The sequence below is a fragment of the Gordonibacter sp. RACS_AR49 genome (assembly GCF_030418435.1).
GTDB classification, from domain to species: domain Bacteria; phylum Actinomycetota; class Coriobacteriia; order Coriobacteriales; family Eggerthellaceae; genus Gordonibacter; species Gordonibacter urolithinfaciens.
The window spans coordinates 235,623-248,862 of the sequence record NZ_JAIUDM010000002.1 but is presented as its reverse complement, the minus strand read 5'-3'; the positions used below and the strand labels follow the sequence as shown (position 1 = coordinate 248,862).

Sequence of the window (13,240 nt, the reverse complement as noted above, 5' to 3'; positions counted from 1 at the left end):
TGCCTCCCGCCTCTCCTATAACCCGTCTTCTGCGGATCGATGCAACGATTCTAGCAGTTCGTCGCGCAAGGCGATGTGCTTGCGCGTAAAGGCCGGTTCCACGTACCGCAGCCGCTTGCCCGTCTGCTTCGCGACCTGCTGCGCAAGACGGTTGAATGCACCGCCATCCGTCACCTGGTTCCACGATGCCGTGACCACGGTATACCCTAAAGCAATGAGCATGTTGCGACGACGCGCGTCGCTGTCTTGGCGCTCGGGGTCCGTATGGTACCGCTTGCTGTCGTACTCCACGGACAGCTTGGCTGCCGGCCAGCAGAGATCGCATACGCAGAACGAGCGGTCAGCCAGCTTCCGCATGCTGGGTGGAACATCCACCCGATAGTTGAGCGCGGGCCGCGGAATAGCGTATCCTCCCAGCTTGTACGGTAGACACAGCAGCATGGCGAGCACGGTTTCCATAGGCGAGGCAGAGCCGTCCATCAGGTAGCGGACCGCACGCAGAGCCTTCGCGCGTCCATATGCGTTCGGGGCCGATTCAATGAACGACTTGAGTTCGCCCACCGACGTGAGGGGTTCCTTGCGTTGCTTCGCGGGGCCGTCCTCCGCGATCGCATAGGTGCCGCAAAGCTCGAACCCCACCTGCATCAGGTGCGCGAGAGAGAGCCGGCTTGCCAGCTGCAGGAAGCAGAACTCGGGCGTGCTCACCAGAAACCCCATCCCCGCATCGGCAACCGACCCGTCGGGCAGTTCGGCCCACGTGTGGCTGACGACGCTCGGAGTTCTCGTGCGCGTCTCCGCATTGCCGACGAGCGTCTGCACGGGTAGGCGACACCCTGCCGGTCGGCGGTTTCCCCCGTTAAGGCTGGGCCTTTCCGGAGAGATTATCGCCGCATGGGCACGCCTTGTCGCCGCGCGGCGATCCCTGCGCCCGGGAAGGAGGCGCGGTCCGACGACCCGCCAATACTCGAGGGCCGATTCGTATCCGACAACGATGTCCATGCGCCCATGGTACGCTCTTTTGGCTAAAAATTCGAGGTAGGGCACAAAACTGTGTGGAACGCGACCGCTTCGCAAATAGGGCGCCAGAAATTCCCTGTTCAGATCACTGCCAAAGAGGCAGTCAGCGAAACATACGCGAATGGGTGTGCCCTACCTCAAAATTCTTGCCAAAACCAGGAACTTGCGAACCGGAACGCCGCCTCCGGCAAGGGGGATGCCGAGAACCGAGACGTCATATTAGCCATCGAAGGCACCGCAACCCGAGACCCGCAGCCGCCGAATGCACCGAAAGCCAGGATCCGCTGCAACAGTAGGGGCTTCACGAACCGAGGATCATCTCCGACGGACCCCATGAATCGCCGTCGGCTTCCGGGCGCAGCCCACGGCGCAAGCCCGCAAGCCGAAATGGCAAGAGGGCATCCCGGATACCCGGTATGCCCTCTTGAAGCTAGAATCTGAAGCGGGATACCCGCTACTTCGCCACGATGTTCACCAGGCGGCCGGGGACGACGACGACCTTCTTTACGTCCTTGCCCTCGAGCGCCTTCTCCGCGGCGGCCAGGCCGGCGGCCTTCACGTCGTCCTCAGGCGCGTCGGCGGCCACCGTGATCTTGGCCTTCACCTTGCCGTTCACCTGCACGGCAAGCTCCACCTCGTCGGCTTTCGCCTGCTCGGGGTCGAACTCCGGCCACGGCTGCACGTGCACGGAGCCCTCGCGACCCAGCACATCGTGCCACAGCTCCTCAGCCCAGTGCGGCGCGATGGGGGCCATGAGCTTCACGATGACCTCGGCCGCCTCGGGGTCGACGGCGCGGGAGCCCTCGCAGGCCGCGCGCTCGTCAGGCGAGCACTTGCGCAGGTAGTCGCCCGCCGCGTTGCACAACTCCATGATGGCGGCGATGGCGGTGTTGAAGTTGTTGCGGTCGAAGTCGTCGACCACCTTGCCCGCCACGCGATGCCGCTCGCGCACGAGGGTCTTGAGCGCCTCGACGCCCTCGGCCTCGCTCGCGCCCGGCTGGCAGAGCGACTCGTCGCCGGCCTGGCCCGCCAGATCGCACACGATGCGCCACGCGCGGTTCATGAACTTGTAGATGCCGGCCAAGCCGCCCTCGTCCCACAGCAGGTCCTTGTCGGGCGGGGCCATGAACAGGATGTACGCACGCACGGCGTCCGCGCCGTACTCGGCGATCATGTCCTCGGGGGCGATGACGTTGCCCTTCGACTTGCTCATGGTCTCGCCGTGCTCGTCCTTCACCATGCCCTGGCACAGCAGGTTCGCGAACGGCTCGTCGAAATCCACCATGCCCAGATCGCGCAGCACCTTGGTGAAGAAGCGGCTGTACAGGAGGTGCAGGATGGCGTGCTCGATGCCGCCGATGTACTGGTCCACCGGCAGCCAGCGGTTCGCCTTCTCGGGCGCGAACGGCAGCTGGTCGTTGTGCGGGTCGGTGTAGCGCAGGTAGTACCAGCTGGAGCACGTGAACGTGTCCATGGTGTCCGTCTCGCGCTTGGCCGGGCCGCCGCACACGGGGCAGGTGGTGTTCACGAACGCCTCGTGCGTGGCCAGCGTCTCGCCTGCGGCCAGATCGATGTCCTCGGGCAAGCGCACCGGCAGGTCGCTCTCGGGCACGGGCACCAGGCCGCACTCCGGGCAGTGGACGGCCGGGATGGGGTTGCCCCAGTAGCGCTGGCGGCTGATAAGCCAGTCGCGCAGGCGGAACTCCACCTTGCGTCGCCCGCGGCCGGCCGCCTCGAGGTCGGCGATGATGGCGTCCACGGCCGGGCTGTGCTTGCCGCCCACCATGCCGGTGTACGTGCCGGACTGCACGAGGATGCCCTCGGCGTCGTAGGCATGGTCCCAGTCGACGCTCGTCACGCGGCGCTCCTGCACGCCGTCGAGCTCGGGGTACAGCGGGTCGTCCTCGCCCAGGATGATGGGGATGATGGGCAGGTCGTACTTGCGCGCGAACTCGAAGTCGCGCTGGTCGCCGCACGGCACGGCCATGACCGCGCCGGTGCCGTAGTCGCTCACGATGTAGTCGGCCACCCACACGGGCACCTTCTCGCCGTTGATGGGATTCACCATGTAGCGCCCGGTGAACGCGCCGTGCTTCTCGCGGTCGCCCTGGGCGCGCTCCACGGCGCTCACCTTGGCGGCCTGCTCCACCACCTCGCGCACGCCGGCCTCGTACTCGGTGCCCTCGACCAACTCCATGAGGCCCTTGTACTCGGGGGCCAGCAGGAAGAACGAGCAGCCGAACAGCGTGTCGGGGCGCGTGGTGAACACGGTGATGAGGTCGTCCTCGGTCGGCTCGGCGGGCGCTTCGCCGTCGGGCCCGCACAGCGTGAACGTGACCTCGGCGCCCTCGGAGCGGCCGATCCAGTTCGCCTGCATCTGCTTGACGCGCTCGGGCCAGCCGTCCAGCTGGTCGAGGTCGTCCAGCAGCTCCTGGGCGTAGTCGGTGATCTTGAGGTACCACTGCGTGAGGTCGCGCTTCTCCACCGCGCCGTGGCAGCGCCAGCACTCGCCTTCGGTGACCTGCTCGTTCGCGAGCACCGTCTCGCAGTTGGGGCACCAGTTCACCGGGCTGTTGCGGCGCTCCACCAGGCCCTTCTCCCACATCTTGAGGAAGATCCACTGGCCCCAGCGGTAGTACTCGGGGTCGCACGCCACCACGGTGCGGTCCCAGTCGTAGCTGAAGCCCATGCGCTTGAACGACGCCTTCTGCGTGTCGATGTTCTGGTAGGTCCACTTCGCCGGATGGCTGTGGTGCTTGATGGCCGCGTTCTCCGCCGGCAGGCCGAACGCGTCCCAGCCCATGGGGTGCAGCACGTCGAAGCCGCGCATCTTGGAGTAGCGCGCGATGACGTCGCCGATGGTGTAGTTGCGCACGTGCCCCATGTGGATGTCGCCCGAGGGGTACGGGAACATCTCGAGCACGTAGCGCTTCGGCTTGGAGGCGTCCTCGGTCACTTTGTACAGGTCGGCGTCGGCCCACGCCTTCTGCCAGCGGGGCTCGATCTCATGCGGGTTGTAAGGTTTCATGGCGGTGTCTTTCCTCGTCAGGTCTCGCCCTGTCGGACGGGAGCGCCACGGCAAGGCGATGCCGCCCGCGCGCGTCCGCGCAGGGGGCTCGATTCGCGAATGCTCCCATTATAGTGATTTTCCCCCGCACCGGGAGTCCTCCACGCAAATTCGAGCCGATCAGGCGGGGCAAAGTCCCCGGGTTCCGAGTAGATTGGGGATCGCAGGAACCTTGATCAGCGCCGCGCGTGGCGATCATCGGCGAGCAGGGCTCCGAACCAGTACGAAGATGCACCGGCCAGCACAAGGTGGTCGCCGAACTCGAGCTCGAACGGCTCGGCACCGTCGCGGGCGCTGTCGTACACAACGCGGCCCTCGCGCAGAACGCGGCTCCCATGGACCGAGCCTTGGTCTTCCAGAAGCCATCTTCCACCCTCCCCTACGATACGACAATGCCGACGTGAAACGCAGGGATCCGTCTCGATGATGTCGCAATCGGTGTAACGGCCAATGGAGAACGGGCGGTCGGATGCGACTGTCCACCAGTTGCCCAAGGCATCAGGCTCGTCGCTCGCGTACTTGACGAGGCAGGCACAGCCTTCGCGCCGAGCGGCTCGATTCGGATCGTTGCCCTTGCCATCTGGGATGGTGAGAGGCGTCTCATCGGCCAGCTCGCACACGAAGCGCTCGTCCAAATGGCCGAACGTCATGAGGTGGAAGTACGAGGATGCGAGCACAACCAGCATATCTTCGCTACGCACAGCAGGCTGCTGCTCGCACCAAACGAACAGCGAGTTCATCTCGTTCGCGATGCGATCGAGACGCAGCTCCACACGCCCGTCCTCGCGCTCATGCTCCAACCCGCGCTGCACGTCGGTCCACAAGGGACCGCAGAAGTAAATGACAAGGTCCCCGACAGTGCAATCGGCACCATTGCAGAGATCGGCGCTCAGCAGCCGCGCCGCATCGTCGAACACCTGCAGGTTTCTCTCGTAGCTGGCACGGAAGTCCTCCACATAGCGTCGCGAGTGGACGAGTCGCGACAGCACCGCCGCAGTGCGCTTCCTGATGGTGGGATTGTCATGGTTGATGTAGTGGCCGTTCGTCCCAAGGTAGGAATAGAGGACCTTGTGGTTCACCCGGCCGCGCGAGAGCGATCGGATATGCTCGGCAAAATAGTACAACGCCGTGTGCCATCCCCGATCCTCGCCCGACACGTCGAATGACCGTGCCTGTTCGGTGTTTGTCGTCAGCCGCACCTTGTCCCCTTTATCTCAACTGCTTTGTCAAGCATACGTTTGCACCGGTAAATCGTTATTAGGTTATTCGTCTTGGCGAGGTCGGCCTATTGCGCAACACTATTGCTTGGCTCATCGGGCGGTAAATCAAGCAGGGGAAAGGCAGTCGACGCGGGCGTAGGAAGCGGTGCGGCGGCAGCGGCAAGGGGGCAAGACGCGCCGGAACCAGCATAAAGAGCCGCCAACCGACCCACCTGCTCGATCAGTTCGGACGAGCTCGGACGCAGGCCCGGATCGAGCGCAACGCACGACCGAACCAGTTGGCGCACATCATCGGGCAGGCAGGGATCGACGCGCGGAACGCCTCCCCCGCGGAAGTACGCCGACCAGAAAAAGAGGTCGTCACGCAGGCGCGGCGGAAAGGGATACGGCCAGCGACCCGTGAGCACTTCGTGCGCCACGACGCCGAAAGAGAACACATCCAGGTTCTCGTTTTCCCATCCGGGCGTGCGCATGATACCCTCCGGAGCCGTGTAGCCATATGAGCCGCAGGGCACGGCGTCCGTCGGCTCGCCCAGAAAGAAGGCCGTATCGAGATCGATGACGGTAGCTCGCTCGACGGGAGAAGGCGATACGATGATGTTCGAGGGCTTGAGATCTTGATGGATGAGGGCGGCGCCGGAGCCCCCGCAGCGTCCCAGATCGTGCAGGTCGGTCGCCACTGCGAGCAGCAGCGACAACGAGTCCGCCAGAAGAAGCGGCCGACGCTCGCGAGCACGCTGCGTAATAATACGAGAAAGAGGAGCGCCTTCAGCCCAGGCAGAAACCAAGTAGAGCCACTTCCCGTGGGAAGGGCGCAAGCGCGAGTCGCGAAGCACCCCGGTCGCAGCGAAGCGTGCACCGAATGCCGTCACTCCTCTTTCTTCGGTGTCGCCGCTAGCAGTTTCTCCGTTCGCCGCGCGCCTGCTCGCTACCGCGCCAGCTCCTCTCTCCTCTGACGCGGCTTTACGCGACCCCGCGACCAACCGCGCGAGAAGGCTTCTCTGATGCTCCAAGTAGCGGCCGTCCGCTCGCAGCGTTTTCAGGCAGTAAGCGCGGCTCTGAAGCACGTCCGAGAAGCGGCATACATGCACGCTTGAACGGCTGCTTCTCGACACGAGCTCGATCGACAGGAAAGGCTGGGGCACGGCGGGGGTATCGAGATGATGCGCAGAATGGACATGCATACCCACCCTCCATTTCGCCGACGCGCCATCAGCCGTCAAGACGCGTGCTCCGTACAGGGCCCTTACGCAGGCTCGTCTTTAGCAAGAGGCGCTAACGCAGGCGGTCGCACGTGAACCGCTTTAGGTTGCTCTGGAGTTATGGTCGACCATGCGGGCCGTTTGGTTTTCGGGAGCCTTCCTTTATCGCACTATAGCCTGTTGAGGCGCATGTGCGGGTTGCGCAACTTTACGGAGCGTCGGTGCCAACGCCGACGAAGGATTCAAATGGAATCGCGCGGAGGCACTTCCCGGCGAAATGAAGTTCGCTGGGAGCATCCCAGCGAAGCCAGGACCAGAGCCCCGCAAGCTCAACCTTGCACGAACACGAAACAGTCGTCGGTGGAGCGGGCCCCGTCGTAGACGTGGCCGAGCTGATCGAAGGCGCGCAGGTCCTCGGGGCATTGGACGTTGCGCTCGGCGCACCAGCGCACCATCGAGCCGCGAGCGGCCTTGGCGGCGGTGGCACGCTGCTTGAGGCGGCCTTGCGTGTCGACGGTGCCGAACAGGCAGGTCACGATGCGCGGCGCCCGCGCGCCCACGATTTTGGCATGCGGGAGGACGGCCTTGGCGTATTCGACGGATGCGAGGTTCACGATGACGTCGGCCTCGTCGGCAAGCGTGCGATAGAGACGGTCGCCCCAGAAGGCGTAGAGGTCAGGCGCGCCGCCTGCAGCTAGCTTCGCCTGCATTTCCAGGCGGTACGGCACCACGCCGTCAAGGGGGTGCAGCACCCCGTAGAAGCCCGAGAGGATGCGCAGGTGCTCCTGCACGTAGGCCAGCTGCGCCTCGTCCATGACGCGCGGCGCTAGGTGCTGGTACTGGATGCCCTCGTAGGCGACCACCGCCGGTGTCAGCGCGCCCTCGGCCCGCAGGTCCATGGTGCGCACCCGCTCGAAGTTGAGCTCCGCCAGCGTATCGCTGCATCCCCAGAGCGCCTTCGCCTCGCCGTACGACAGCGCGCGCAACGCTTCGAGCAACTGCCCCGCATCGTCGATAAACCGAGGCAGACCGTGCCACGCAAAGGCGTCGTCTACCACGTTCATCTTCTTGGCCGGCGAAACGATGAAGCGCATGGCTCCTCCCTTTCGTTGTTTCCGCTGCACGATTCGGGCGTCAGTCGCGCCACTCCCTCCGCATGACCTCCCATTTCGCGTCGCGACCCTGCTCGACGGCGGCAACCTCGTCGTCCGAAAGCGCGCGGAAGCGGCCTTGGCGGCGCAGGTAGGCCTGCACGCTGGCGAACTGCTTCGGGTCGCGATTCAGACGGAAGCGGCCGCCGGGTTGGCCGGACACCTGCTCGCCCTCGTACTCGGCGAGGTACCAGAGGCCCGTGTCCACGATGTCCTTGGCAATGTCAGCCATCTCGTCCACGCCGCAGCCCCAGCCGGTGGGGCACGGGGCGATCACATGGATGTAGCGCGTGCCCTTGATATCACGCGCCCGCTCCACCTTGCGGATGAAGTCGTTCAAGTAGCCCACGCTCGCCGTGGCGGCGTAGGGGACGCCGTGCGCGGCCACGATCTCGAACAGGTTCTTCTTCTGCGTGAGGCATCCGTGCACGTTCGAGCCGGCCGGCGTGGTGGTGGTCTTGGCGCCGAACGGGGTGAGCGAGCTCTTCTGGATGCCCGTATTCATGTATGCCTCGTTGTCGTAGCAGATGTAGAGCACGTCGTCGTTGCGGTCGATGGCACCCGAGAGCGCCTGCAGGCCGATGTCGGCCGTGCCGCCGTCGCCGGCGAAGCCCACCACCGTGCAGTCGTCGGGCTTCTTGCCCTGCGCGCGCAGGCCGGCCTCGATGCCGGTGAGCACGCTGGCCGTGGCGGCGAACGGCGTGATCATCGCGTTGTTGGCGAAGGCGAGCTGCGGGAAGTTGAACCCGACGGCGCTCATGCAGCCCGCGGGCAACGCGGCCACGGCGTTCGGCCCCAGCACTTTGAGTGCCGCGCGCAGGGCGAGCGAGCCGCCGCAGCCCGCGCACGCCTTGTGCCCGAAGAACAGCTCGTCGTCGGTCATGCTCTTGGCAGTGACGGCCATGGCTATCGGCCTCCTTCCGAGACGGCATCCGCCGGCGAGTCGATCCCCAAGAACGACACATGCGGCAGGTCGGCCGTGCCCTCGGCCGCCTGCGCGAGCACGCGGAACATTCCTTCCACCTGGGCTTTCGAGATATCGTCGCCACCCAGGCCGCCGATGAAGTTGTACGAGGGAACGCGCGCTCCCGCCTGCTGCAGCGCCGAGTTCACGTTGGTGTACACCGTGCCCTCAGCGCCGAACGAGACGTCCTTCTCCAGCACGCCCACGGCCTTCGCGCCGGCGAGCGCGGTGGCCACGAGCACGCTCGGCATGGGGCGCAGGTAGCGGATGCGCAGCATGCCGGCGCGCACGCCCTGCGCGCGCAGCTTGGCAACCACGCCGCGCACGAGGCCCGCCACCGACCCGAGCGTAACCAACACCACGTCGGCGTCGTCGCAGTCCACGCACTCGATCATGCCGGTGTAGCGCCGCCCGAACACCTCGGCGAAGCGCGCCTCCGCTTCCTTGATGGCGCGCGGCGCGGCCTCCCGCATGTCGCGATGCTCCCAGTACTTGAAGTAACGGTCGTAGTCCGGCCCCGCCGAGAAGCCGATGCTCACCGGGTTCTCGAAGTCGAAGCTGTTGCCCGCGCCGTCGTAGGGCGGCAGGAACGCGTCGGCCTGCTCGGAGGTGGGCACGTCCACCGTCTCGTAGGTGTGCGTGAGCGCGAAGCCGTCGAGGTTCACCATCACCGGCGTGCGCACGGCAGGGTCCTCGGCCACGGCATAGGCCATAAGAGCCAGGTCAAGCGCCTCTTGATTGTCTTCGGCGTACACCTGGATCCAGCCATGGTCGAGCAGAGAGAGCGAGTCGCGCTGGTCGCCGTAGATGTTCCAAGGCAGCGCCGTGGCGCGGTTCGCGTTCATCATGACGATGGGGAACCGGCCGCCCGACGCGTAGGTCAGGCACTCGGCCATGTACAGCAGGCCCTGGCTCGACGTGGCCGTGAACGTGCGCGCGCCCGTGGCTGACGCGCCGATGGCGCACGAGAGAGCCGAGTGCTCGCTTTCCACGTGCACGTACTCGGCGGCCAGCGAGCCGTCCTCCACCATCTCGCTCAGGCGCTCCACCACCACCGTCTGCGGCGTGATGGGGTAAGCCGAAATGACTTGCGGGCGTGCCAGCCGCACGCCCTCGGCGAGGGCCTCGTCGCCGGAAAGGAACCGCTTCATCGGGCATCCGCCTCGCTTTCGGGGATCATCGTGATAGCGCCGAACCGGCACGCCTTCGCGCACACGCCGCAACCCTTGCAGAAGTCATAGTCGATGGCGACGGGGGCGCCGCTGGGAGCGGGGTCGACCGCTTTGAAGACGGTGCCGTCAGGACAGTAGAGGTAGCATTGGAGGCAGCCCGTGCAGGCGGCCGGGTCGATCGTCGGACGGATGTTGCGCCAGCCCGCGTTCTTCACCGTGAGGTAGCCGCCTTCAAAGCACGTGGAATGCGCGAATGCGGTAGGATCGAGCGCGTCGGAACGCAGCGTGGGGATGCAGGACGCGGGGCGCTGGGGCGCCGTCGTTGCATTTTCCGCCGACGCCGCAGAGGATTCTTCGGCCTGCCCCGTCCGCTCAGGGCAACGAGCCGAACCGCCTTCGTCGCGGCGGGAGACGGCTTCCCATGCCGCCCGCACGATCTCGATGTTCTTCGCATGCAGCTTCGCAGGCATGTATTGGCGGACGGCCTCCTCCACGTCGGCCAAATCCACCCGATCGCAGAGCGCGGCCAACGCGCCCAGGAACACCGTGTTGGGAATGGGACGGCCGAGGACGGCGCTCGAGATGCCGTCGGCGTCGAGCGCCACGATGCGCGGGTTTTCGAACGTACGCGTGCTGTTCGCCAGCACGACGCCGCCGGGTTTGAGCTCAAGCTCCCACCCGTCGCCGAGCAGCGTGTCGTCCAGATACACCACGTAGTCGGCCTGTGCGACGGCGCTGCGGTCGCCGATGGGCGCGTCGGCCATCTTGGTGAACGCCCGCATGGGCGCGCCGCGCCGCTCAGGCCCGAACGAGGGGAACGCCAGCGCATGCCTCCCGTCCGCCATCGACGCCGCCGCGCCCAAAAGCCGCGCCGCCGTGAACGCGCCCTGACCGCCGCGGCCGTGCCACAATACCTCGATCATGCAGTCTCCCGTTCTCTGCTTGCATTTGATCGTGCCAGTATAGCGCTGCGACCGTGTCGAGACGGCGACGCAGCGGCCGGCCTGCCCGCATTCTTCAGCAAATGGGCAGCGATCCGCCCTTCATGCCAGCCCGCCTCGTCGCGCTGCCCTGTGCCGGAAGGGATGCATTTCTCGCCCGGATGACGCTTTCCCGGCCGACGCTGCCAAGAAAGGGCCGGTTTGGCAATCCGAGCGCTGGAAGCTCTCCGACAGGCCGACGCGCGATCAGGCGATATGCCGCCATCGGCATCGCACGCCGCACAGCAGCCCAAAGAGCAGGCGCCTGCGATTGCCAAACCGGCCCTTTCTTGGCATTTCCCGGCGAAAAGCGCTACAGTCCATCGCCGCCCCCTTCCATTCCCTCCTCGACCGCCTTCCAACGCCGCAAGCCCGCCCTCAACTCGCTGTTTGCTGCTGCTATGAATCTTCGGGGCGCGGCCGTGCGCGAACTATATAATGCTCGGAGAGAGAACCGACGAGAAGGCACCGCGAAGGAGTTGGCGATCACCGTGATGGACCGCCCTACGTTTGGCAAGAAGCGCCCGGCGACGCATCGGGGACCCGACGGCTCCGGCGAGGTCGAAACGCGCGTCCTGCCGACCGCCGACGTCACCGAGCAGGCGCCCTCGGGCGAGGGTGCGCAGAGCCCCCGCGTCAAGCATGGCCGACGCACTCCCGGGCTCGGCGCGCAGGAAGGGCATGTCGAAACGCCCGGCGACGCGCTGCGCGGTGAGAGCGGCCGCGACCAGACCGGACGGGGAGTCCGCGACGCCAAGGCACGCAAGCCCCGCAAGCCGAACTTCGTCACGCGCACGGTGAACCACTGGTGCAACCGGCTGCTCGGCGCCGTGTCGGAGCGCTCGCTGGCCGCCCAGGAAGCGCAGTACGCCGCGCACCGCACCACACGCGACTACGTATGGAACTCCATCGGCATCGGCGCGTGGGGCATGGTGTTCCCCGTGCTCACCGTAGTGGTCACGCAGCTCGTGGGCGTGGAGCAGGCCGGCATGTTCTCCATGGCCTTCGTCACCGGCATGCTGCTCATGTACTTGGCGAACTACGGCGTGCGCACCTACCAGGTGTCGGACCTGGACGAGGCTCACTCATTCTCGGACTACCAGCTGAACCGCTGGATAACCTGCGCTCTCATGGTGGCGGTGGGCGTGGCGTACTGCTCGATTCGCGGGTACGCGCAGGATATGTTCACCATCAGCCTGGGCGTGTACGTGTACAAGATGGTGGACGGGCTGGCCGACGTGTACGAGGGGCGGCTGCAGCAGGTGGACAAGCTGTACCTGGCCGGCGCCTCGCAGGCGTTCCGCTCGGTAGTGGTGCTCGTGGCGTTCTCGTTGTGCCTGCTCATCACCCGCAACCTGCCGGTGGCGTGCATCGTCATGGCCGTGGCCGCGGCCCTGTCGTTCGTGGTGCTCACGTTCCCGCTGGCCCTGTTCGAAACGCCGAAGTCGCGCCGCGTGAGCCCTTCCAGCGTCGCGCGGCTTTTCAAGCAGTGCTTCCCGCTGTTCTTGGCGCTGTTTCTGTACGCGCTCATCGACAACATGCCGAAGTTCGTCATGGAGGGCGTGCTCTCCTACGACAACCAGCTGTACTTCAACGCGCTGTACTTCCCCGCGCAGGGCATTCTGCTGACCATCGGGCTCATCTACAAACCGCTGCTCGTACGCATGGCCGAGGCGTGGAGCGACCCCGAGAAGCGGCGGAAGTTCGACCTGATCATCGTCGTTATCATGGTCATCATCGTGGCGTACACGGGGGCGACGGCCCTCGTCATGGGATGGATCGGCATCCCCGTCATGAGCTTCCTGTACGGATTGGACTTCGAGCAGTTCCGCGGCCTCCTGTTCATCATGATCGCCGCTGGCGGCGTCACGGCGGCCATCGATTTTCTGTACCAGGTGATCACCGTGCTGAGGCGGCAGCGGGCCGTGACGAAGCTCTACGTCATCACGTTCGGGTTCTCGCTGTTCGTGCCGCTTCTGCTGGTGAACTTCACGGGGCTGCCGGGCGCAGTAATCGGCTACCTCATTGTCATGTGCATCCTGCTGGTGCTGCTGGTGAGCGAGTACGTGAGCATCCGCCTGGGCTTCTCCAAAGAGACAGAAACCGAGGCCAGCGCCATAGCCCCCAGCCCGAGCGCGCACGGACGCTCCACGACCGCACGCGCCGCCGCCCACGAGAAGGCCCGCGTGCGCGCGATCGAGGCCGAGCTGGAAGCCGAGGGCGAGATCGCACGCGGCATGTCCCCTGCCCGCGCAGCCGCCCACGCGAAGGCGCGGGCACGCGCCGAGGAGGGCACGGCGGCGGATACCCTCGGAACGGCCGGCGCCCCCGACGACGAGAGCCCGCTACCGCAGTAGGCGAGGATCGATTTTCAACCGGCCAAGTGCGCGCAGGTCGTGGGAAGCACCGCGGCGCACCAGAAGGTCCCCGAGGTTGACCGAAGTCGCCGGATCGGCGACCTTCGCGC

The 13,240-nt window shown here is 65.9% G+C and carries 9 protein-coding genes; 1 reads left to right on the top strand and 8 read right to left on the bottom strand.

Going from position 1 to position 13,240, the window contains the following annotated elements; genetic code table 11:
- Window positions 1-15: 15 nt before the first annotated feature.
- The 8 genes from LB310_RS05645 to LB310_RS05610 form a co-directional block, all read right to left on the bottom strand.
- Window positions 16-819: a hypothetical protein gene (locus LB310_RS05645; protein WP_278805864.1), complete on the bottom strand. Its 804-nt coding sequence runs from the start codon at window positions 817-819 to the stop codon at window positions 16-18.
- A 652-nt stretch (window positions 820-1,471) separates the two neighbouring features.
- Window positions 1,472-4,045, bottom strand: a complete 2,574-nt coding sequence (leuS, locus tag LB310_RS05640; protein ID WP_278805865.1) for a leucine--tRNA ligase — start codon at window positions 4,043-4,045, stop codon at window positions 1,472-1,474.
- A 215-nt stretch (window positions 4,046-4,260) separates the two neighbouring features.
- On the bottom strand, window positions 4,261-5,283 hold the full coding sequence (locus tag LB310_RS05635; RefSeq protein ID WP_278805866.1) for an FHA domain-containing protein: 1,023 nt from the start codon (window positions 5,281-5,283) through the stop codon (window positions 4,261-4,263).
- An 86-nt stretch (window positions 5,284-5,369) separates the two neighbouring features.
- Complete coding sequence (locus LB310_RS05630) at window positions 5,370-6,176, bottom strand: protein kinase (RefSeq protein ID WP_278805867.1); 807 nt, start codon at window positions 6,174-6,176, stop codon at window positions 5,370-5,372.
- Window positions 6,177-6,835: 659 nt separating this feature from the next.
- The gene (yaaA, locus tag LB310_RS05625; protein ID WP_278805868.1) at window positions 6,836-7,600 is read right to left on the bottom strand and encodes a peroxide stress protein YaaA; all 765 of its coding nucleotides are present in this window, start codon (window positions 7,598-7,600) and stop codon (window positions 6,836-6,838) included.
- 40 nt (window positions 7,601-7,640) lie between these two features.
- Window positions 7,641-8,561, bottom strand: coding sequence for a thiamine pyrophosphate-dependent enzyme (locus LB310_RS05620; RefSeq protein WP_278805869.1), 921 nt, complete (start codon window positions 8,559-8,561; stop codon window positions 7,641-7,643).
- Between the two features lie 2 nt (window positions 8,562-8,563).
- On the bottom strand, window positions 8,564-9,772 hold the full coding sequence (gene porA / locus LB310_RS05615; protein ID WP_278805870.1) for a pyruvate ferredoxin oxidoreductase: 1,209 nt from the start codon (window positions 9,770-9,772) through the stop codon (window positions 8,564-8,566).
- Window positions 9,769-10,716: a 2-oxoacid:acceptor oxidoreductase family protein gene (locus LB310_RS05610; RefSeq protein WP_278805871.1), complete on the bottom strand. Its 948-nt coding sequence runs from the start codon at window positions 10,714-10,716 to the stop codon at window positions 9,769-9,771. The genes porA and LB310_RS05610 overlap by 4 nt, the downstream gene beginning before the upstream one ends.
- A gap of 551 nt (window positions 10,717-11,267) precedes the next feature.
- Here LB310_RS05610 and LB310_RS05605 point away from each other — a divergent pair.
- Complete coding sequence (locus LB310_RS05605) at window positions 11,268-13,130, top strand: lipopolysaccharide biosynthesis protein (RefSeq protein ID WP_278805985.1); 1,863 nt, start codon at window positions 11,268-11,270, stop codon at window positions 13,128-13,130.
- Window positions 13,131-13,240 lie beyond the last annotated feature (110 nt).

Excerpts from the sequence above, each read along its gene's own strand:
- leuS (WP_278805865.1), bottom strand. The coding sequence starts at position 4,045 with ATGAAACCTTACAACCCGCATGAGATCGAGCCCCGCTGGCAGAAGGCG.
- yaaA (WP_278805868.1), bottom strand. The coding sequence starts at position 7,600 with ATGCGCTTCATCGTTTCGCCGGCCAAGAAGATGAACGTGGTAGACGAC.
- LB310_RS05620 (WP_278805869.1), bottom strand. The coding sequence starts at position 8,561 with ATGGCCGTCACTGCCAAGAGCATGACCGACGACGAGCTGTTCTTCGGG.
- porA (WP_278805870.1), bottom strand. The coding sequence starts at position 9,772 with ATGAAGCGGTTCCTTTCCGGCGACGAGGCCCTCGCCGAGGGCGTGCGG.
- LB310_RS05610 (WP_278805871.1), bottom strand. The coding sequence starts at position 10,716 with ATGATCGAGGTATTGTGGCACGGCCGCGGCGGTCAGGGCGCGTTCACG.
- LB310_RS05605 (WP_278805985.1), top strand. The coding sequence starts at position 11,268 with ATGGACCGCCCTACGTTTGGCAAGAAGCGCCCGGCGACGCATCGGGGA.